General features: G+C 68.8%; 17 protein-coding genes, 1 tRNA gene and 2 pseudogenes. 12 read left to right on the top strand and 8 right to left on the bottom strand.

Features of this window, described 5'->3' with window-relative positions:
• The first annotated feature begins 123 nt into the window (after positions 1 to 123).
• On the top strand, positions 124 to 1,944 hold the full coding sequence (locus ACFXOM_RS27890) for an MFS transporter (protein WP_384948892.1): 1,821 nt from the start codon (positions 124 to 126) through the stop codon (positions 1,942 to 1,944).
• 224 nt (positions 1,945 to 2,168) lie between these two features.
• Here the strand turns inward: ACFXOM_RS27890 and ACFXOM_RS27885 are convergent, their stop codons facing one another.
• On the bottom strand, positions 2,169 to 2,315 hold the full coding sequence (locus ACFXOM_RS27885) for a hypothetical protein (protein WP_385039789.1): 147 nt from the start codon (positions 2,313 to 2,315) through the stop codon (positions 2,169 to 2,171).
• A 155-nt stretch (positions 2,316 to 2,470) separates the two neighbouring features.
• Between ACFXOM_RS27885 and ACFXOM_RS27880 the strand changes: the two genes are divergently transcribed.
• From ACFXOM_RS27880 to ACFXOM_RS27870, 3 genes are all read left to right on the top strand, one after another.
• Positions 2,471 to 3,424, top strand: coding sequence for an adhesin (locus ACFXOM_RS27880; RefSeq protein ID WP_384939432.1), 954 nt, complete (start codon positions 2,471 to 2,473; stop codon positions 3,422 to 3,424).
• Between the two features lie 74 nt (positions 3,425 to 3,498).
• On the top strand, positions 3,499 to 4,395 hold the full coding sequence (locus tag ACFXOM_RS27875) for an adhesin (protein ID WP_384948888.1): 897 nt from the start codon (positions 3,499 to 3,501) through the stop codon (positions 4,393 to 4,395).
• A gap of 183 nt (positions 4,396 to 4,578) precedes the next feature.
• Positions 4,579 to 5,889: a hypothetical protein gene (locus ACFXOM_RS27870; protein ID WP_384939436.1), complete on the top strand. Its 1,311-nt coding sequence runs from the start codon at positions 4,579 to 4,581 to the stop codon at positions 5,887 to 5,889.
• On the opposite strand, the gene ACFXOM_RS27865 is transcribed toward ACFXOM_RS27870, so the two are convergent.
• Positions 5,817 to 6,392, bottom strand: coding sequence for a flavin reductase family protein (locus ACFXOM_RS27865; protein WP_385039861.1), 576 nt, complete (start codon positions 6,390 to 6,392; stop codon positions 5,817 to 5,819). The two genes, ACFXOM_RS27870 and ACFXOM_RS27865, sit on opposite strands and share 73 nt — an antisense overlap.
• 589 nt (positions 6,393 to 6,981) lie before the next feature.
• Here ACFXOM_RS27865 and ACFXOM_RS27860 point away from each other — a divergent pair.
• The 3 genes from ACFXOM_RS27860 to ACFXOM_RS27850 all read left to right on the top strand — a co-directional run bounded on the left by ACFXOM_RS27860 (position 6,982) and on the right by ACFXOM_RS27850 (position 8,848).
• Positions 6,982 to 7,755 (top strand): CAP domain-containing protein, encoded by a 774-nt coding sequence (locus tag ACFXOM_RS27860; RefSeq protein WP_384939438.1) that lies wholly within the window; start codon positions 6,982 to 6,984, stop codon positions 7,753 to 7,755.
• A gap of 254 nt (positions 7,756 to 8,009) precedes the next feature.
• Entirely contained in the window at positions 8,010 to 8,582 is a 573-nt protein-coding gene (locus ACFXOM_RS27855) for a dihydrofolate reductase family protein (RefSeq protein ID WP_384939440.1), read from the top strand.
• Positions 8,583 to 8,614: 32 nt separating this feature from the next.
• Positions 8,615 to 8,848 (top strand): hypothetical protein, encoded by a 234-nt coding sequence (locus ACFXOM_RS27850; protein ID WP_384939442.1) that lies wholly within the window; start codon positions 8,615 to 8,617, stop codon positions 8,846 to 8,848.
• 252 nt (positions 8,849 to 9,100) lie between these two features.
• Here the strand turns inward: ACFXOM_RS27850 and ACFXOM_RS27845 are convergent, their stop codons facing one another.
• The gene (locus ACFXOM_RS27845) at positions 9,101 to 9,700 is read right to left on the bottom strand and encodes a TetR/AcrR family transcriptional regulator (RefSeq protein WP_384948882.1); all 600 of its coding nucleotides are present in this window, start codon (positions 9,698 to 9,700) and stop codon (positions 9,101 to 9,103) included.
• Between the two features lie 74 nt (positions 9,701 to 9,774).
• Between ACFXOM_RS27845 and ACFXOM_RS27840 the strand changes: the two genes are divergently transcribed.
• The 3 genes from ACFXOM_RS27840 to ACFXOM_RS27830 all read left to right on the top strand — a co-directional run bounded on the left by ACFXOM_RS27840 (position 9,775) and on the right by ACFXOM_RS27830 (position 13,483).
• Entirely contained in the window at positions 9,775 to 10,602 is an 828-nt protein-coding gene (locus tag ACFXOM_RS27840) for a class I SAM-dependent methyltransferase (RefSeq protein WP_384948880.1), read from the top strand.
• 376 nt (positions 10,603 to 10,978) lie between these two features.
• Positions 10,979 to 12,433, top strand: a complete 1,455-nt coding sequence (locus ACFXOM_RS27835) for a hypothetical protein (RefSeq protein WP_384948878.1) — start codon at positions 10,979 to 10,981, stop codon at positions 12,431 to 12,433.
• A 714-nt stretch (positions 12,434 to 13,147) separates the two neighbouring features.
• On the top strand, positions 13,148 to 13,483 hold the full coding sequence (locus tag ACFXOM_RS27830) for a hypothetical protein (protein WP_384939449.1): 336 nt from the start codon (positions 13,148 to 13,150) through the stop codon (positions 13,481 to 13,483).
• Here the strand turns inward: ACFXOM_RS27830 and ACFXOM_RS27825 are convergent.
• Together ACFXOM_RS27825 and ACFXOM_RS27820 are read right to left on the bottom strand one after the other, a co-directional pair.
• Entirely contained in the window at positions 13,445 to 14,242 is a 798-nt protein-coding gene (locus ACFXOM_RS27825) for a maleylpyruvate isomerase family mycothiol-dependent enzyme (protein WP_384939451.1), read from the bottom strand. The genes ACFXOM_RS27830 and ACFXOM_RS27825 overlap by 39 nt on opposite strands.
• A 198-nt stretch (positions 14,243 to 14,440) precedes the next feature.
• Positions 14,441 to 14,551, bottom strand: a pseudogene (locus tag ACFXOM_RS27820) (integrase); the annotation flags it as partial.
• Between ACFXOM_RS27820 and ACFXOM_RS27815 the strand changes: the two are divergent.
• Positions 14,549 to 14,873, top strand: a pseudogene (locus ACFXOM_RS27815) (tyrosine-type recombinase/integrase); the annotation flags it as partial. The pseudogenes ACFXOM_RS27820 and ACFXOM_RS27815 sit on opposite strands and share 3 nt — an antisense overlap.
• 223 nt (positions 14,874 to 15,096) lie before the next feature.
• On the opposite strand, the gene ACFXOM_RS27810 reads toward ACFXOM_RS27815, so the two are convergent.
• Positions 15,097 to 15,306, bottom strand: coding sequence for a hypothetical protein (locus tag ACFXOM_RS27810; protein ID WP_384948873.1), 210 nt, complete (start codon positions 15,304 to 15,306; stop codon positions 15,097 to 15,099).
• Between the two features lie 123 nt (positions 15,307 to 15,429).
• Here ACFXOM_RS27810 and ACFXOM_RS27805 point away from each other — a divergent pair, with 123 nt between their 5' ends.
• Entirely contained in the window at positions 15,430 to 18,348 is a 2,919-nt protein-coding gene (locus tag ACFXOM_RS27805) for an NACHT domain-containing protein (protein ID WP_385039786.1), read from the top strand.
• Positions 18,349 to 19,360: 1,012 nt separating this feature from the next.
• Here ACFXOM_RS27805 and ACFXOM_RS27800 read toward each other — a convergent pair.
• Both ACFXOM_RS27800 and ACFXOM_RS27795 read right to left on the bottom strand, forming a co-directional pair.
• Positions 19,361 to 19,433: transfer RNA gene (locus ACFXOM_RS27800), tRNA-Arg, on the bottom strand.
• Between the two features lie 506 nt (positions 19,434 to 19,939).
• Positions 19,940 to 20,356: a MazG nucleotide pyrophosphohydrolase domain-containing protein gene (locus ACFXOM_RS27795; protein ID WP_385039783.1), complete on the bottom strand. Its 417-nt coding sequence runs from the start codon at positions 20,354 to 20,356 to the stop codon at positions 19,940 to 19,942.
• Between the last annotated feature and the right edge of the window lie 228 nt (positions 20,357 to 20,584).

The following is a 20,584-nucleotide window of genomic DNA, read 5'->3' as shown; positions in this document are numbered from 1 at the left end:
GGGGGCATGATGATCGTGCCCCCGCCCGCCGCATCTGGTCCAGCTAGCGTCCCGGGAACCCGGGGCGAACCGGGAACGCCGGTCCGGCGTCCCCGATGGCGGGAAGGGAACACGGGAGCTGCAGTGACCACTGCCGAGCCGGCGCACGCGGACGGGACCGGTGCCGCGACGGGGCCGCGAATAGGGCTGCCTCCGTCCCGCCCGACATCCTCCGCGTGGCGCGCGGCCTCCTCCGTCAGGGCCCGGCTGGCGCCGCGACCCGTCCTGGTCGCCACCGGCCTCGCCGCGACCCTGCACGTCTTCTGGTTCTTCTTCTGCGCCAACAGCGGAGGGGACATCGCCGCGCAGGACGCGTGGGCGGAGTTCGTCGGCCGCCACCCCGACTCCGCGTACAACCTCGCCTGGTACGGCGGCATGCACCCCGTCTCGTACAGCGTGGTGTCCCCGTACCTGATGTCCCTGCTGGGCGTGCGGACGACGATGATGGTCGTCGGCACGATGTCCGCCGCGCTGACCGCGCTGATCCTCACCCGGGTCCGTGCCGTCCGCAATCCGCTGGCCTGCGCGCTCGCCGGTGTGTTCGCGTTCCTGTGCAACGCGCTGTCGGGACGGGTCACCTTCGGCCTGGGGATGATGTTCGCGCTGGGAGCCGTCGCGGCGGTGTTCTGCTGGCCCCACCGGTGGCGCTACAGGCGCTGGGCCAAGGCCGCCGCGGCCGCCCCGCTCGCCGCCCTCGCGACGGCCTCGAGCCCGGTGGCCGGGCTGTTCCTCGGCGTGGTCGCGGCGGCACTGTTCCTGAACGGACGCCGACCCGGTGCCTACGCCCTCGGCGTCGCCCCGGTGGTGGTCGTGGCCCTGTCGGCGTGGCTGTTCCCGTTCTCCGGTACGCAGCCGATGTCGCTCGGGTCGACCTCGTTGCCGTTCCTGTTCGGGGTACTCGTCTTCGTGCTGGTGCCGACCGGCTGGCGTACGATCCGCACGGCGGCCGCGGTCTACGCCTGCGGCACCCTGCTCACCTTCCTCGTGGACTCGCAGATCGGATCGAACGTCTCGCGGCTCGCGATGTTGTTCGCCGGAGTGGTGCTGCTGGCGGCGCTGCCGTACGCGGCACCGCGCACGCGCCGTTGGTACGCGCTCGTCCTCGCTTTCGGCGGGCTCAACGTCTGGATCGCCGTCAACAGCGTCAACGACATCCTCCGCACCGCTCCGGCCGCGTCCTGGACGCGTGAGCTGGCCCCTCTGGTGAACGAGTTGCAGGAGGTCGGCGCGGAGAAGGGCCGTGTGGAGGTCGTCCCGGCCAGCAGCCACCGGGAAGCCTCCGCGCTCGCGCCGTACGTCAACCTCGCCCGCGGCTGGAACCGCCAGGCGGACATGGAGCGCAACCCGCTCTTCTACGACGACACCCTCAACGCGACCAACTACCGCGAGTGGCTTGACCGCTGGGCGGTGCACTTCGTGGTGCTGCCGAAGGGCGTACCGGACACGGGCGGCGGGCAGGAGGCCAAGCTGGTGGAGCGCGGCCAGCCTTACCTGAAGCGGGTCTGGTCGGACGAGAACTGGCAGCTCTTCGCCGTCCGGGACCCGATGCCGCTGGCCGCTCCGCCCGCCACGGTGAACCGTGCTGGCGCGGGCGAGCTCACGATCCACGTGAAGCAGGCCGGACGGGTGCTCATCCGCATCCCGTACTCCCCGTGGCTCGGCCTCGTCGACGAGAACGGCCGCAGCGTGCAGCAGCCCGAGGAGACCGAGGCGTCGAAGCTGAGGGGCGAGGAGCCGAAGGCGTACCTGAACGTGTCCGGCTGTCTGCTCAAGGCGGAGCCGGACGCGGAGGGCGACGAGTGGACGGAACTGCTCGCCCCGCGCCCGGGGGTGTACCGGTTGGCCGCGCCCTACCAACTGCCGCGCGGGACGCCGTGCCCCGAGGAGCTCCGCTCGGCGCCGTAGGCCCGCGCGGGGTGCCGTGTGCCGTCGCACGGAAGGTCGCACCACCCCGCCCTCGGCGCGGTCGTCCGAGCACCGGCCCGGGGAACACACGGACGCCGCGCGGCGCAGGAGCCCCGGGCCCGCGGACACATGCCGGCCGCGGGGCGCGCCCGGGACGATGTTCGCTCCCGGGTTCGCTCCCTGCTCCGGCGAACACGGCACTCCCGCCCGGCCGGAGCACCGCCTCACCGCGTGGTACGAGCAGTGGCCGGTTCCTCGGCGACGCAAGCCGGGGGGCGACGGCCGATCCGGACGTGCGCACGCACGGCCGTGGGCGAGAGCCGCGCCCGTGCGGCGAAGGTGCCGATGACGAGCGGGGAGTCGACGCGCACGGGGCCGCCCTCCGTCGCCGGGCGGGGCGCCACCCGGCGCGACGCCGTGGGGACTTGCCCTGGGGCACGACCCAGCACGGGGTCGCGGATCGATACCGCGTTGAGACCGGCCGACGCCTACCGGCGGATACCGGGCCGACTGCATAGTGACCGCCATGACGTGCGAGAGATGCGGCGGAACGCACCGGGGTGCGCTGCCGGGCATGGTGGCGGACACCTGCACCGGGGACGCCGCAGCGTCGCGTGGAGCGGCGAGGGAGCCCTTCTTCGAGCGGGGCATGCTCGTGGGGGCGGGAGCCGTGCTCTCTCTGTGCGTCCTGATGCTGAGTGCCACGCTCCTCGCGAGCAGCGACCGCACCACCGCTCCCGGTGCCGACACGCGTTCCGTGTCGGACGACATCGGGCCCGGCGTGCCGGGGGGTATCGGTGGCATGCCGGACCGGGTCGGACCGACCTCCGTACAGCAGGAGCCGCCGTCGCCGAGCGCGCCCCCGGTCGCCGGTACGCCCGTGGCCGGACCGTCGCAGGAACCCGCCCGTACGCCGAGTCCCACGGCGAAGCCGTCCCGGGCGCGCGCGCCCGAGCCCCCGCCGCGCCTGCCCGCGTTCAGCCAGTGGGCGGGTCCGGGCTGCGCCAACGGGGTGCGCACGCACGGGCGTTTCGTGGACGGGCGGCGTGGATGGTACGAAGTCCGGTCGGGCGGCCACCGGGGGGACACGTGCGACGGGCGCTTCCTCGCGGTCCCGATGTCCGGTGCCGCCGACCGGGACCGCGGTGGTGCGGTCACCTGGACCTGGCACCCGGGCACCGGCTACCGGACGTGCTCCGTGGCTGTGAGCATCCCCCGGAGCTACCGGGAGGAGGACGTCGCGGGTCATCCGACGCGGTACCACGTCCTCGCGGCGCCCGACGACTCCACGAGCGTCGTGGCGGCCTTCGAGATCGACCAGCGCGCGATGCGCGGCGGCGTCGCGGTCGTGCGTCAACTTTCCGTCATGCGGGGATATCTGACGATCCGTCTGGTAGACCGTGGTCGGGGGTGGGGATACCGGGACCGCTACGCCGCGCACCATGCCGCGGCACAGATCCGGGCGGACTGCACGACATGACGCACCGTGTGTGCAGGAGCAATTGAGAGCGTTCTCACCCCGTGACGCACGAGGTTCCTGCATAGTGAGCTGCTATGGCGTGCGAAAGGTGCGGCAGTGCGGGGCACGACCCCCTGCCGGGCGTGAGGTGTCCCGACTGCGGATACGTGGTCGAGGGCGAGCGAAGTCCTGACACGCCCTGGGCCGCACGCCGAACGGCCACCGGCGCGGGCTCCTTGTTCGTCCGTCTGCGCACAGGGCTGATCGCGGCAGGGACCGTGGTCGTCCTGGGCTGCGTCGTCGCGGCGGCTGCACTGCTCGGCGGTCCGGACGACGAACGGGACCCCGCGGCGCAGGAGTCGAACGACATCGAGGGCCTGGGCGTACCGACCCGGCTGGGCCCGACGTCGTTGCCGGGCGGCGCTGAGGGCGAGGGTCGCGACGCACCGTCGGACGGCCCGTCGACGCCTTCGGGCACGGGCTTCGTACAGTGGGCGGGGCCGGGATGTCCAACAGGTCACTACCGCGAACGGGGACGGTTCGAGAACGGCACGGCGGCCTGGTACACGGTCCCCTCCGGAGGTAGCCGGGAGGGGGCGTGCGACGGGAGTTTCACCGCGGTTCCCATGTCGGGCAGTGCCACCAAGGACCGCGGCGGGACGGTGGTCTGGAGCTGGGACCTCGACCGGGACTACCGGAGGTGCTCCCTGGCGGTGTTCGTCCCCCGGACCAACCGGGCGGGCGACGCGGCGGGCGACCCGACGTTCTACCAGGTACTGGCCGACCCGACCGACCAGACCTCCGGCTACACGGGCTTCGGGGTCCGGCAGACCGCTCACCGCGGCGAACTGGTCCCCGTCAGCAGCTATCCGGTCAAGGGCGACCGGACCTTCGCCGTAGAACTCCTCAACCGTGGTCTCGACTGGGGGAACGCCGCTCGCCTGGGTGCCCACCACGCGGCGGCGCAGATGAAACTGACCTGCGGGAACTGACGAGCGGGGCCGGACCTCCGCGCCCTCGCCCCGCCTGCCCGCCCGACCGGGTACTCCGAACGGCTCCCGACGGTCCGCCCTGCGGGTTCATTCTCGTGCCCGGAGGCGCCGGGTGCCCGGTCCGTGCACCCTGGAGTACGACGGTTGCGGGGTCGGGAGAACGCCAGAGGAAAGGCCATGCCCATGCGCCCCGTATCCAGTCGCACGCGCCTGTGCAGGTTCGCAGCGGCAGCAGCCTGCGGGGTCACCGCACTGCTCGCCCCGTCCGTCGCGAACGGCGCCGCCGCGACACCGGGCGGGCCCGGGGGCGGCAGTTCCCGGGCGGGAGCCGTCATCACGGTGACGACCGCCACAGTCGGCGCACCGGGGAATCCGTCCGTGGCGGTCGTCCCCTTCGAGGACGCGGTCTACCCGTCGTGCACCGAGGCTCCGGTGAGCCCTCAGGGCTGCCTCGAGATCGGTGGGGTCGGCTACCCGTACGAGATCGGACAGCTCGAGATCACGGTGGCGCAGTGGGTGGCGTTCCTGAACACGGTCGATCCCGAGGGGCGGGACCGCTTCGGCCTCTACGACGACACGCAGGGCCCGACGGCCTGGCCGAAGTACGGGCCGGTCGACTTCTCCCGCCGCGCGCGGGACGGGCACCACTACGCGGTGGCGTATCCGCAGTGGGCGGACAAGCCCTACGGCTTCGCGGACTTCTTGGGCGCCGCGCGCTTCGCCAACTCCCTGTACAACGGCCGGCTTCTCGGCAAGTCGACCCGCACCGAGGGACGCTTCCGTTACGTCACGTACCGGGTCCGGCTGTCGGCGTGGACGGAGCGCGGGATGTACGACCTGGCCCGGCGGCGCGACGCCACCCGCAGCCGGACGTCCGGATTCGTGGTGCCGAGCCAGAACGAGTGGGTGAAGGCGGCCTACTACGACCCGAGCGGCGGCGGTACGTACTCGTACTGGAAGTACCCGACCAACGCCGGCGTGTTCGGCGACGGCGACGCGACCGCCCCTGCGCCCACCGTCCTCGACCCCGTCACCGGCGCGGTCACCAACGCGGCGACGCAGCCCCTCGCGTCGTTCCACGACTCCGGCCTACCGGCGCCGAGCTGGTGCCCGGGGCAGGTGCCGCCCACGACCTGCGCCACCGTCAACCCGATCGGTCTGGACCCCACCACGTACCAACGGGTGTACCAGGGCAGCCTCAGCGCGGTCGGCGGTGCGAGGACCCGCTCGCCGTGGGGCACCCTCGATCAGGGGGGCAACGCCGTCGAGTGGACGGACACCATCACCCCGCCACCGGCGGGCCAGGGCGAGGGACGGGTCTGGCGCAGGCTGCACGGCGGGGTGTCCAATGCGGAGGCCTTCCAGATGTGGCCCTCCGCGGTCGGACTGCAGCCCCAGGACAACGTGTTCTACAAGCACACCTACCCGTGGCTGGGCTTTCGCATCGGGGTGATCGGCGACCTGGAGCCGGGCAAGGCCACCGCAGGCTCCTGACGGCGCGGGGCCGGGTGGGACGGGCACGGCGCGGGACAAGTCCGTACCGTGCCGGTGGCCTTGGCGCGCGGCCCCCCCGGGGGGGTCGGCGAAGCGCCGGCGCCAGCGAAGGCGGCGCGGTGGGAGTTCGCGTGAACGAGGTCCGCCCGTAGCCCCATTGGTCCGTTCCCCGCGTCCCGACACGGGTGGTCGTAGGGCTCGCGACGACCTCGTGACGACAGGTGCGGTTCGCCTAACCGGCCTGGTCGGCGGGCGCCGCGAGCCAGTTCCTCACCGCCCCCGGCGGCCAGCAGGCGCAGCGCGAAGATCCCAGAATCGAGCACGGCGGGCAGCGTGCGCGACCGTTCGTCCACGGACACCGGCAGCAGGGGCGGATCGAGGGACACCGGGCACAAAGCGCCGCAGGTGAATCCGAGCGGATTGTCGTCATGATCCACCGTCGTCACCACCGCGACAGCCGTCGGTACGGCTCCGAAGAAGTCCCGGAATGCCTCGGGCCCCACGGCCACAGCCGTACCCCTCACCGCCGACACCCCGCACGTTCGCGCCACCGGGAGGACCCCGGTCACGCCGGCCGGCGTCGTTGCCCCGTCTGCAGGTCTCCTGGACTCCCGCTGGAGCCCGAGCGCTGACGTTCCACCGGGGCGGACGGACGCGGAGCCGTGCCGCAGGCAGCCCGGCGGGCCGACCTCCCGGTGGCGGTGGAGGACGCCGCGGCCCCCTCGGGCCGCTACTGCCGGGCAGCCCCCGAGCAGGGGCGACCGCGGGACTGCCCCGGTGTACGTCGGACGTGCCCACCGACCGTGCCGCGGGTCCGGTGAGCACGGAACGCGCACCCGGTTCCGGCAGGACCGTCGAACCAGGTTCGGATGCAAGAAGTGTTATGGCCGTCGTCCTGACGGGTCTCCCTGAGTGCCGGACCGACCGGCAGCCTGGACGACAGCGGAGCACCACATGTACGAGCAAGGCCATGAGCCGATCGGAGACCCTGCACAGAAGACGGAACGGGAAGCTTCCCGCATTGACCGTCGTCGGGCCGGGACACGTGCCACTGGCGGCCGGCGGGGCCGCAGGAGGAGCGGCGCGAAGCGCATGGGCGTGGTCGTGTCCGGTGCCGTGCTGGTCGCCGCCGCTGCCGTGGGGGCGTTCGCACTGAACGACTCGGGCGGCAAATCCGGCAGCACGGACGTTGCGGCCGCGCCGTCGACCGAGGCCCCGCTCGTCGAGAGCGCCACCACGCAACAGCCCGACGCCGTCCCGACCGGTGTGCCCAGCTCGGCTTCCCCGTCGGCCACACACTCCTCTGCGTCGCCGGTGCCCTCCAAGACCTCTCCTTCCGCCCGGGCGCACACGCCCGCGCCCAGCAGTACCAGGCCGTCGAAGGCGCCCCGCCCCTCCGCGTCCACCAAGGCGCCCGGGACCGGTCCGGTGGGCCCGGACCCGAAGGTGCCCGGTCCTCGGTCGTCCAGCCAGTCCGTCAGCGACGCCGAGGCCATGTCGCTCAAGCTGCTCAACGCCGAACGCGCCACCGTCGGTCTGCCTCCCCTGCAGCTCAAGGCCGATCTGAGCGACTTCGCGCGCGGGTGGGCCAAGCACATGCGTACCTCCGGCTTCGGTCACTCGAGCAGCGGGGACACGGGATACCTGGTGACCGGATCGCGCACCTGGATAGGCGAGAACATCGTGTGGTGGAGCGACGAGTCGATGACCGCACAGCAGGCTGCGGAGAAGTTCCAGTCCATGTGGCGCCACAGCCCTGGGCACTACAAGGCGCAGACCAGCCGGGAGTTCACCGAAGTGGGAGTCGGTCTCTACCACGACGACTCGGGCTGGTGGGGGGTGCACAACTTCTCGGACGGCCGCTAGGGCTGCCGCCCCGCGGCACCACGGCCGCGTCCTCCCACGAAGCCCGAAGGCACGGATGACGTCGGGCGCGCCGCGCGTGAACGACGTGGCGCCGGTCCTGATTGCCGGATCTGCCACATGGGCGCGCGTCGACCGATGAGTTCCTTCATGATCGACAGTCAGAGATCACGGTTGGTGCGCTGCAACCGCGCGTGCGGTGACACCTGCGCCGACGGAGACTGCTGGAACCTGACACGAGACACCGAGGAACCACGATGCGCACTCTGATCAGCACCGCCTTCATCTCGCTCGACGGAGTCGTGGAGGCCCCGGGCGGCGAGCCCGGTTACCGGAACGCCGGGTGGACCTTCAAGGACATCGAGTTCCTTCCCGAGGCGTTCGACATCAAGGGCCGTGAGCAGCAGGAAGCCACCGCGATGTTGATGGGCCGGACCAGCTACGAGGCGTTCAGCCCGGTGTGGCCTGACATGGCGGACTTCGCCGACTACAAGGAGATGCCGAAGTACGTCGTCTCGACCACCCTCGGTGAGGACGACCTGGTGGCGAACTGGGGTGAGACTACGATCCTGCGCTCGCTAGACGAGGTCGCCGCGCTGAAGGAAACCGAGGGCGGTCCGATCATCGTCCATGGCAGCGCCGCCCTGAACCAAGCGCTTTCGGACGCGGGCCACATCGACCGTTACCACCTGCTCGTCTTCCCGGTCCTGCTCGGTGCGGGAAAGCGACTGTTCAGCTCCACGGACAAGGACGCGCAGAAGCTGAAGCTGGTCGAGCACGACGTGTATGCGAACGGCCTGCAGAAGAACGTGTTCGACGTCGTCCGCTGACGGAGCTCCCGCGCTCGTGCTGCGCCCTCACCGTGGTCGAACGGGAGTCGGGGGAGACCGACCCCGAACCGCTGCGCACCCCCGCCGCCTACCGTCGGGCGGCTGGGGGCGGAGTCGCCTTCAGCACGAAGCTCTCCGTGCTCCGGCCCGGCAGAACACGCGTCGGTGACAACGTGACCGTCATCTCCTGGGGCGAGTCCGAACTGCGCCCCTCCAACCACGGGGTCGTCCGGCGCGCGGTCCTGGAGGTGCGGCCCGCGCCGTGACGCGGCGAAGCGCCGGACCTGCACCGGCGACGAGCGTACGGTCGCTTCCGACACCGGCCTTCCCTGAAGGGGCGTTGACAACCTCTGGTACCTGGCGGCGGGACGTCACGGGCTGTGGCGGGAGCGGTGTTCCCGTGGGATGCGCCGGGTGAGGTCCGCGCACTGCCTGGTGGGACAGCAGGGCCTCGACGGCGAACAGCAGGTGGGCCGCCCGTCCTGCCCTGAAGCGGGCCGCCATCCGAACCGCGGAGTTCAGCGTGGCGGTTCCTGCGCTGCGCCGGCGATGACCGCGCTCACGACCTTGTGGACCGTTTCTGACTCCGGTGGTGTTCCTTGGCGGTCGGCGAACAGCATGTGCACCGCTCCGATGAGCGTCGGCGCGAGGGTGTTGGTGTCGGCGTTCGCCGCGAGGCGGCCGAGATCACGCTCTGCATCGAGGTACGCGGTGAGAGCGGTCGCGGTTTCGGTCAGGACGGGGACTCCTGCGGGCATGGCCTGGCGCAGCCGGGAGCGCAGGGCATCCCGGGAGGTGACGAGGCTGACGATGGCCGTGGCCACGGTCTGGAAGAGGTCGGTCAGTGCCTGGGTGAGGTTGTCGGCGACGGTGCCGGTTCCGGCGGAGTCGCGAAGGGCGGCGGCCTGGGCGCTGATACGGGCGGTGCGGTCCAGGACGAGTTCGGCGAGGAAGGCGTCGAAGTCGGCGAAGTGGCGATGGAGGACGCCTTTGGCGACATCGGCCTCCGAGGTGACCGCACGGCTGGTCAAAGCGCTCGGTCCGTCCCGGAGAAGGACGCGCTCGGCCGCGTCGAAGAGTTGGTCACGCACGTCGCTGAGGGCTACTCCCGTGGGCACCGCGCATCTCCCCGTTCCGTTGGCGGACTCGTCGAACATTGACGAGTGGGCATGTGCCCACTTAGTGTGGGCACATGCCCACTTTACCGGTGAACCGATCGCCCCGCTCCGTACCCACGTCACATGACGACCGTCGGACGGCAGAGTCGTTCGGGTCGCGGGCCGAGCGCTACGACCGTGCCCGGCCCCACTACCCCCAAGCCCTGGTGGACCGGATCATCGCCGCCTGTCCCGGTCCCGACGTTCTCGACGTCGGCTGCGGTACCGGAATCGTGGCCCGGCAGTTCGAAGCCGCCGGCGCCCGGGTGTTGGGCGTCGACGCGGATGTTCGGATGGCGGGACTCGCGCGCCAACGCGGACTCGAAGTCGAGGTGGCCAGGTTCGAGGAATGGGAGACGGCCCGGCGCACGTTCGACGTCGTCGTCTCCGGGCAGGCCTGGCACTGGATCGACCCGGCGGCCGGGGCGGCCAAGGCGGCCCAGGCCCTGCGCCCCGACGGTCTGCTCGCCCTGTTCTGGAACGCCGGGCAGCCACAATCTGACATCGCCGAAGCCTTCGCCGAGATCTACCACCGCCTCCTGCCCGGCTCTCTCGCCGCCCGCCAGTGGGAGACGCCGGCTGTGGAGGGTTACGCAAGCCTGTGCGCCAAGGCTGCCCACGGCATTCAGGAGACGCGCGCCTTCGCCGACCCCGAGCGGTGGCGCCTCGACTGGAACCGGACCTATACACGGGACGAATGGTTGGACCAGCTTCCCACCCAGGGTGCCTTGACCCGCCTCCCGCGTGCCGAGCTGGAAGAGGTCTTGGGCGACGTCGGCACCGCCATCGACGCCGTGGGCGGCGCCTTCACGATGCACTACGCCACCCTGGCGACCACCGCCGCGCGAGCCGCTGCCGATTGATCCGCTCCAGGGGTCGGGAGCCCGCGGCTGTCAACCGGATGGGCAACCGGACCTGGCTCTGGCGACGCCGGTGCAAGCCCACGAGACCGTCATCGAGGCGATGGAGCACTACGGCTACGCCAAGAGGCTCGCGTGCCGTCCTGATGAGCCATCAGTAGATGAGGCCCTTCGAGGGAAGCGACACTCCCCTGCGTGGCGAATTGTCCGGTCTTAAGGATATTCATATGGTGTGCTTTGTTGGCTTCGGTCTCTCTGTCGTGGTGTGGCCTGGTGGTGCATCAGCAAGAAGGAGTGCGTGTCGATGTTCGGATCTCGGGGTGCGGGTGGATGTGATGACGCACGGTCGGCGACACTGAGCCGGCACGGGAGGGTGGCGGTGATCACGGCCGCTGGTTTCGCGACGATTGCCGGCACGGCAACCCTGGCCGCTGTCACGGATGTCGGGAAGGCGCAGGCGATGAACGCCTCCGCGGTCGCGGACGGCAAGGGCATCACCCCGTCCGTCCCGGACAGGGCGGCTGCCCCTCGTGGAGGGAGCGACGACGGCGACAGAGACGGGAACTCCTCGGCCGAGCAGGCCGGAGATCCCGGATGGGGCGGCAGCGGCGACGAACAGGGCGGCCACGAGGACGGGGCAAGCCGTCAGGGGCAGGACGAACACGGCGACTCCCGCGGGGCCGGAAGCAAGGCGACGTTCGTCGACTGCGACCCCAATGACCTGATCGGGGCGATCACCCGGGCGAACAGTGACGGCGGGGGGACGCTGACACTGGCGGAGAAATGCACCTACACCCTCACCGCCAACCAGGACGGCAACGGCCTCCCCGAGATCGTCCAGCCCATCACCATCCACGGCAACGGTTCCACCATCGCCCGCGCCGCCAACGCCGACATGTTCCGCATCTTCCGCGTCGCAGCCGGCGGCAACCTGAAACTGCGCCACCTCACCCTCACCCGCGCCAAGGCGAACGGAGTCGAAGACGGTGGTGCGATCTACGTCGAGGCGGCCGGTCGCCTCGACCTGGACCACACCACCCTCCACAACAACACGGTCGGGAACATCGCCTTCGGCGACGGCGGTGCCATCTACAGCGAAGGCATCGTCAAGATCAGCAACAGCACCATCAGCAAGAACTCCGGCTACGACGGCGGCGCCATCAATAACGAAGGCGGCAGACTGGAGGTCTCCACCACCAGGTTCACCGGCAATCTCTCCGACGGGTACGGCGGCACCATCTACAACGGCAGCGGCACCGCCACGGTCGGCAAGAGTCTGTTCAGCTACAACTCCGCATCCGACGAATACGCCGGTGCCATCTACGTGAACAGTGGCCACGTAGACGTCGAGAAGAGCGCCTTCAAGTACAACTACGCCTACTACGGCGGCGCCCTCTACCACTACAACGGCGGACTCGACATCCGTAAGAGCACCATCGCCTACAACACCGGCTCCCGCCAAGGCGGCGGTCTCGCTCTCTGGGGCTCCACGGTGGTCGAGGACAGCAAGATCTACGACAACACGATCACCGACGGCTATGGCGGCGGCATCTACACCAACCTCGACTTCGGCGAGGAGGTGGCCATCCGCCGCACGAAGATCAGCGGCAACCAGGCCCCCGGTGACGGCACATCCGGCGGCGGCATCTACATCGAGAACGACGACGAGGTCACTCTCACCGACGTGAAGGTCACCGACAACACCTCCGACGAGGAGGCAGGCGGTATCGACAACAACGGCACGGTGACCACCCACGGCAAGATCAAGATCGTCGACAACGTTCCCACCAACTGCGAGGGTAGCGCCAACGAGGTCCCGAACTGCTTCGGCTGACACCTCGACCCGGCACACCGAACGGGGCAGCGCCCCGACGGCGCGGGTGTCGTCGGCCTCATCCTCATCGCATCGGTCCCAGACGCCCCGGTGCGCCGGGGAATGCCGTCTGGCTGGCGTGGCGGCCGCCGGTGGACGGTCCGGATGCGCGGGTCCGCCGGAGGGAGGCACGTCGGCTCCGTCTCCGTCCCCGGAACGGCGTGGGCTGTTGTCGGCAGGGTTGGACCCGCAGTGACGTCAGTACGTGTGAGAGGGCCCCCTGTCTGGCCTTCGGGCCGGACAGGGGGCGCTTTCGTCGTTCCCGGGCTGCTCGCGCACTCAAACGACATTCCCTCGCTGGGGACTGCGCCCGTACCCTGACCGAAACGGAACAGAGAAGGGGCACCGACTGCGGACATCCCCGACGGGCCGACGACCGGCGAGCGGATCCGTCTCCTGCGCGAGCCCCGTGGAATGACGCGAGAGATCCTGCTGCCAGGGAGGGCGACGCGATGCCCGTCTGGCTGGACTGACGAACCATGACCGCGGAGACCTGAGCTTGGGAAGCTGGGCTTTCGCTGCGGCAGTTGGTGCACTTACCTGCAACGGAGCGCCGACGGAGCCTGTTTGGACGCCGGCCTGGTGCCCGTGATTCCTCGTGGTTCCCCGCACGATCTGGCACGCGTCTCGTCGGCATCGCGGTGTGCTCTGCTGTGACCGCTATGGTCAGCCGGGTTGAGAGGGAGGATCGGGGCATTCGTCGAGATCGTGTTCGTGGGGCTGCCGATCGACCGTGACGAGGTCGAGGAGGATCTGGAGACGACGTTCGCGTTCGACGGCGAGGTCACCGGCGCGGGCAGCGGAATGGGCCGCTGCCATCTCGATCTCGAAATCGCGGAGGACTCGGACCTTGCTGCGGCAATGCCGTCCTGCCCTTGCGTGCACCAGGGGCCGCGAACGTGGACCGTGGTGGGCTGCCCCTACAAGAGGGTCGAGCCGGTGGAGGCTCGGCCAACCGCCCCCACTGGGGTCCTACTCCTCCGGCTCCCAGGCGCGGAGCAGGTCGAGTAGCCCTGCGTCTCCGTCAACGTGCAAGGAGTCGGCAGGGATACGGTCGTACAAGTAGAGGACCAACTCACTGGCCGTGCCGTGGATGGAGACGCCGGCTGCGTCCGAGTCCTCGCCGGTCGCGGCAGTGGGCGCGGGGATGCGGGTGGAGCGTGCGCCGTCGCCGTCGACCGTGAGGCGCCAGGAGCGCCCCTCGGCGGTGTGGAAGTCGAAGGCTGTGGGCTTGTGCGGCCAGGCGCTGGGCGTCGCGACGCAGGTGAACAGGAACTCCTCGACACCGTCGAGGGCGACATCGGCCGGCAGCGGCTGCGGGGCGCCCGCGGCGAGCTGGGCGTCGTAGATGTGCACCGCGCTCTCCTGGACCCGGTGCCGGGCGACACCGCCGGAGGTCCGCGGCGTCTGCAGGGCACTCCACCACGCCCAGCAGCCGACGTCCGGTCCTGCCTCGCGCAGGGCGCTCAGCAGAAGCCGCGTCGAGGCGGCGAGCCAGGCCAGCAGGACCTCACGCTCCCGCGATACTTCCAGAGCGGCGCGCGCAGCGGTGGCCTCGGCCGGGGGAGCGTCGGCAGGCCCCGTGCCGACGATGGCGGCCCAGAAACGGTCTCCCCCACCCAGGTGCTTCACCAGATCGAACAGCGTCCAGCTGGGGCAGGTCGGGACCTGTGCGTCGAGACTGGGCGCGGCGGCGACCGCGGCGCGGAAGGCGGTCGACCGTTCATCGAGCAGTCGCAGCAGGTCAGGAAACTCGAGATTCTGTTCCACGCCGGATGTCTATCACCGCCTCCGGTGATCGGACAGCCGTTTTTTCACAGTCGTCGCCGGTTAGCCATTGCGGACGCTCTCGCCTCTCGCCTCCCGCCTGAAGCAACAGCGTTGCCCCGCTGCGGCCCTGGAACGGCTTTGGGCAATGCTGTCCGGGCTGGGGTTGCGGACTGTGCGACGTTGAACGTCAGTGAGTGATCAGGCCACGATGCGCGCTCGTCCGCCCCAGCGGATTCCCCTCTCGCCGCGGATCCGGGTGCGTTCACGCCGCTCGTCCGCCAGGACGTCGCGTTGGCGGGCGTTGGCGTTTGCATCGCACCGCTGCGCTGGCACCGCATGCGGCAGTCAGATGCCCGTGCCAAGGCGGGGGAGAGGCGGCAGGACTCGGACTACGTCGTCGCCACTCGCACTGGCCGTCCCGTCGAGCCGCGTAACCTCTACCGCTCCTTCACCCGCGTCGCCGAGTCCGCCGTGCCTCCGCGTCATCCGGCTGCACGACGCTCGGCACGGCACGGCCACCCTCCTCACGGCGGCCGGAATGGCGCCGCGCGTCGTGATGGAGATCCTCGGGCACTCCCAGATCAGCATCACCATGGACGTCTACACCCACGTCAAAAGCCCCGGACCATGATCGCTCCGGGGCCTTTCGGCTGGTGCCCCCGGCAGGATTCGAACCTGCGACACCCGCTTGAGGAGGGCAACAGAGCCTGTAGCCAGTGGCTCCTACCTGCATCTTTCGTCTCCATGACGACACCTGGAGTGTCTGTGAGTGCAGGTTTCACCTGTGGTGCACGGCTAGAAGCACGGCTACCTGAGTAGTCCGATCTCCTCCTGGGCCCGATTCACCCGTCGGTTCACAGCACCGTGAGAACGAAGGTCAGCAGTGCCAGGGACAGGGCGGCGCTGCCCGCGAAGGCCGCGGCACCGCGCACCAGGGCGGTGGCGTAGGTGGCTCCGTCGATGCGAGCAAGTAGACCGGCCGCGGCTCCTACGAGCGTGCAGAAGAGCGCGACAACTGCGATGAGCAGGGCCAAGAGCATCAGGTGGATGGATGAGTTGCTCATGCCTTCTTCCCGGGGTGATTGATGACGGCGGCTCCGGGAAATTTCGCTGTTTCGATGTTCACCGGGGTTCAGCCCGAACAAAGATGTACGAAGGCGGTCGTCCGAGAGGTGGAGGAGCAGAACATGGCGGAGGCGCACGAGGATCCGCTGGCGGAACTCGCGCTGCGGCTCCGTACCCTCAGGGCGCGGCGGGGCCTGCAGATGGGCGGGCTGCAGCAGCGGACGGGGCTGGGGCGGACAACGGTCAGCAAGGCGCTGAGCGGCCACAAGTTGCCTTCCGAGGCCACGGTGGTGGCCTTGGCGAAGGCGTTGGGTACGGATGCTGAGCCATTGCTGGCCCTACGCCACGCCGCCGCGCGCACGCCGCAGGCGCGTGAGGACTCTCTGACAAGGGTTGTTCGCATGCCACGGCGGCTGACGGCGCAGCCTACGTTCGAGGAGCGGTACCTCAGCTACATGGCAGAGCGGCATTCCCAACTGACCGTAGTAGGGCTGGACCTGAGTCGCCCGGAACGTGCGCATTGGCCGCTGGACGCGGCGTACTTGAGCTTGGAACTGGCGGAGCAGCCGACGGCCTGGCCTGCGGGCAGCGAGGAAGCGGACGATCGGCCCTCCGTCGTCGTGAAGCGTGCGGAGCACGCGTTGGCCGACTGCCGACGGGTACTTCTGCGAGGGCTCGCCGGCAGCGGAAAGACAACGCTGTTGCAATGGCTGGCTGTCGCCACGGCACGCGATGAACTGCCGGAGGAACTGGGCAACTGGCGGGGGCAGATTCCGTTCGTCCTGCCTCTGCGGACGTTGGTGCGGCGTGGGCCCCTCCCGGAGCCGCATGACTTCCTTTCCGCGGTCGGAGCCCCCCTGGCCGCCTCGCAGCCGGAGGGCTGGGCCGATGACGTACTCGCCAGAGGCAAGGCACTCGTCCTGGTCGACGGCATCGACGAGGTCCCCCAAGAGCAGCGGAGTGCTACGCGGGACTGGCTCGAGCGGCTCTTGGCGGCGTACACGGACGCACATTTCGTGGTCACCACGCGTCCGTCAGCCGTTCCCGAAGGCTGGCTGGCATCATCGCACTTCACCGAACTGTCGGTTCGGCCCATGAGTGCCGCCGACATCGGAGTTTTCGTTGACCGATGGCATACCGCCGCCAGGAAGAGCGCGACGACCGATGCCGAACGGTCGCAATTGCGTGATCTCGAAGCAGCACTCCGGATGACAGTTCGTGCTCAGCGTGACCTGGCGCAACTATCCAGTACGCCCCTTATGTGTGCACTCATTTGCGCGCTGCACCGGGATCGCCGCGGTCATTTGCCTCACAGCCGTATGGAGCTCTATGCGGCAGCGCTATCGATGCTGCTCGTACGCCGTGATCTTGAGCGCAACATCGACGTCCCTGAAGGCATTCAGCTCACCGAACACCAGAGCGTTCAGCTGTTGCAGCGTCTGGCTTACTGGCTCATCCGCAACCGCCAGACGGAGATGGACAGGGCCACCGCGCTGGCCCTGGTCAGTGACGCACTGCCGGCCATGCAGGCGGTGGCCGAGCAGGGCACCGCCGACCAGGTCCTGACACACCTGGTCGGCCGTAGCGGGCTCCTGCGTCAGCCCACCATGGACACCGTCGACTTCGTCCACCGCACCTTTCAGGACTACCTCGGGGCGAAAGCCGTGATCGAGGCCCACGACTTTCCGCTGCTGGTCAACAATGCTCACGACGACCAGTGGGAGGACGTCGTGCGCATGGCCGTCGCCCACGCCCGCCCAGTCGAGAGCGCGGATCTGCTCCGCCACCTCGTCGCGCGCGGTGACGCTGAGGCCAAGTGCAGGAGCAGACTGCACCTCCTGGCGGCCGCCAGCCTGCAGTACGCCACAGAAATCGAGCCCGACGCTCGAAGTTTGGTCGAACAGCGTGCACGCGTCCTGATGCCGCCCCGCTCCCAGGAGGAGGCGAAGGAGCTTGCCGCGCTTGGGCCGGGCATCCTGGATCTGCTGCCGGGACCCCAAGGTCTGGAAGGCGATGAGGTAGGCCCCGTCATCGAAACAGCCACTGCCATCGGCGGTGACCAGGCTTATGCCTTCCTCCGCCGCTTCGTGCAGTCGTTGCCTCCTGACTCAGCTCCTTTCGCGCTATCCCGGGGCTGGGAAAACTTCGAGGCTGCCCAATATGCCCAGGAAATCCTGCTCCCATGCCGAGACCGGAACCCCTTGTCCCTGGACGTCCACACCCGTGACCAGTGGAACGCGCTGCGCTTCTTGAAACCCATTACTGACATCGCATTTCGAGAAGCATTCACCGAAGGTGAGATTGTCGAGCACCTCTCACCCGAGCACACCCAGACACTGCGAATCTACTCCGGCCAACTACTCAAAAGCTTAAAATTTGTCCGCGAATTTCCCGCCTTGAAGGAACTCACTCTCTCCGACTGCACTCAACTCGCACAGCTTGAAGATCTTGCAGGGCTCTCGCTACCTCACTTAGGCCTCATTGACGTGCCGAGCGAATTCTCCTTCGATGCCCTAAATTCTCTGCCTGGACTCACCGAGCTTGCGCTCTATACACGCCTGCCCTGGGAGAGCCTGGCAGAGTTACCTGCACCGGAGGGCCTTACCTCACTGGCTCTAGGCGGCTGGATCGGCACACGCTTAGCCGGTGTCTCCAGGTGGCAGAAGCTGCAAGACCTGACGATCGGCAGCTCACCTGACCGGAAAGAATGGCAAGAAATTGCCACCCTCCCCCATTTGACGGAACTGTGCATTTCGGACTACGACCTCAATCGCGCCGGTCCCGTGCGCAGCGTCACCTACCTTCGGCTTCTGCCCGACTCGAACCCGCAACTGGACCTAGTCCCGGACGTCTTCCCTAACCTCGAACGCTTCTTCATCAACGGTCAGGGGGCGCAACCCGACACCATTGACATCACCCCCCTGAGTCGGATCGAGGGACTCCAAATATCCGTCAGCTATTCAAGCGAGGTCACCGGGCTCGAACGATTCACTGCGGACGCAGTCGATCTGTACCCACGACCACGGACAACAAGCACCTGAGCCACCGCCCCCCGGATCAGGTCCCGCACAGCCCGACCCGCCTCTCCTTATAGGCCGTTCATGGCGTCCAGAGTAAACGACGCTCATGCTCTCCCACCTCTAGATAATGAACATGAGGGCCGTCGATTGTCCTGGATTTACGGCAAAGGGAGGTCATGGAAATTGACCTGTCTGGTCGTGTCTAGATTCCGCGATTCCGTGGACAGTTCCGCATGATTACGGACAGCAGTGACGTACAGTAGTTGTCAGCTGTCGACTTTTAACGATCTTCTGGTTTAGGTGGTGCATTCCTTTCGCACCGTTTCACTATGGCTGCACCGCACCATAGAGAGAGCCGTCGCGACCGCAACACTCCTGCGGCGTCGATTCGGTACACCGACGGATCGACTCGCGAAGTTCCTTTCAACCGGATGCGCTTGAGGGGCTTCGACGAGTCGGACCCGTGGCGTCGGATCCGTTCGGTAACGGGATGGCGCACTACTCGGGTGACTACGCCTCGGCGACGACGGGCGGCCAGGTCGTCTACGAGAGCCGACTGGAGTTGGCCCGCCTGCTGCTTGCTGACTTCGATCCGTCGGTGTGCGGCATCTACGCCCAGCCCCTGCGCATGGTGGCGCGGATCAACGGCGAGGTCCGCAGCCACGTTCCGGACTTTCTTCTGGTGATGGGGGCCGGGACAGCGCTGTCGAGCCAGCGATTGAGCAGGAAGGCCAAGGTCACCTCGCGTTTGGGGTGGCTTGCTCGTCGACCTGGTGGAGAGCTTAGTGCGGACCTTCTCGGCTTCGACCTCCGTCTCGGCCTGCTCGTGGAGGTACAGATCCCTCTTCGTGAGAGGGTCACGTCCGGCGTAGACCCGGACCTGGAAGCCGGCGCCGTTGGGCCGGATGCTGCCACGCTGACGTCGCCTGGAAGTCTTGGTCGCCACGGTTCTGGAACCTATTCATGGTTAATTCCATGGCTACGACGAACAGCGCGCCTACCTCAGAGAGGTAAACGCGCTGGTCAAACACTGTGCCCCCGGCAGGATTCGAACCTGCGACACCCGCTTTAGGAGAGCGGTGCTCTATCCCCTGAGCTACGGAGGCCGGGATCTGTCGGAAACGTGCCTGGGCCCGTTGGTCGACAGCGAGGCACCCGACCCATGGGTCGGCCACCGCGGACAGTGTAGCGGGTGACACAGGACCGGCATCGGAGTATCGACGGTGGGCGAGGCCCCACGGCGAGGACCGCTGGCTCAGGCGGTCCCGCGACGGTTCAGGGCGTGGTGATCCGGTGAGAGCACCGAGTGGGTTCACCCGCCCGGGACTGGGTGTATCCAGCGCACTGGTGGGTCAGGCGTACCGGGCCGAGAGCTCGGCTCGCCCGCCGATCTTGGAGTGCAGACCTGACCGCGGTGATCGCATCGTTCCCGTTCCAGTGGCAGTCCGTCTCGAGTCGGATGCGCCGCCATGTCCCTCGACGCACCCACGAGCTCGCTGCACCTGCAGTGGAGCGGTCGCCGCTGATAAGCGGCCTTCAGCTGAAAGCGGGGTTCGGCTCCCTGCGTAGTCATCTGATCTGGGGTGCCGGCCGTTGGTGGGTTGGCGGCTGCTCAGCTCGAGGACTCGCCCGGCCCCGGCGTCCATCCTTGGTGGCGCAGGACGGCGGACACGTCCGGGGCGCGGTAGGAGGGGCCCTTGAGGACCTTGCCGTCGGCGCGGAGGGTCGGGCGGCCGTCCGGACCCAGCTTCGACATGTTCGCCCGGTGGACTTCGGCGATCACGGCGTCCAGGTCGATGCCGTGGACGAGGGCCGTCCCGTACGCGATGTAGACGACGTCGGCGAGCTCCTGGGCGATGTGGTCGAGGTCGCCTACCGCCGACGCCTCGGCGAGCTCGGCCACTTCCTCGGCCAGCAGGTCCTGGCGGTGGAGGGACAGTTGCAGTGCCGCGGTGGCGGGTCGTGGTGCGACGTCGAGGCCGAACGCCCGGTGGAAGTCGCGGACGAGGTCCTGGATGGAGGAGTGCACGCACCCGATGGTAACGCTGCCTGAATGTCGTCTGATCCAGAATTCCGGTCGTCTGCTGTTCTGTTGATGCCCCATGGGTCCGATCCATGAGTTGTCCGTTGTTCTCCGGGCGTTGCGCTGCGCTCCCGGTCGACCGAATGCGGTGCTGATTTCCGTCCGTTCACGTGAGCAGTCGGTTTGCGGGAGCGCAGCAGGAGAAGAGGAGGTCATGTCCGCGATTCCGCCTGG

This window comes from Streptomyces sp. NPDC059169 (assembly GCF_042755225.1).
Lineage (GTDB): Bacteria > Actinomycetota > Actinomycetes > Streptomycetales > Streptomycetaceae > Streptomyces.
Note: the sequence above shows the minus strand (reverse complement) of the source record. Positions and strands in the feature narration are given on the sequence as shown.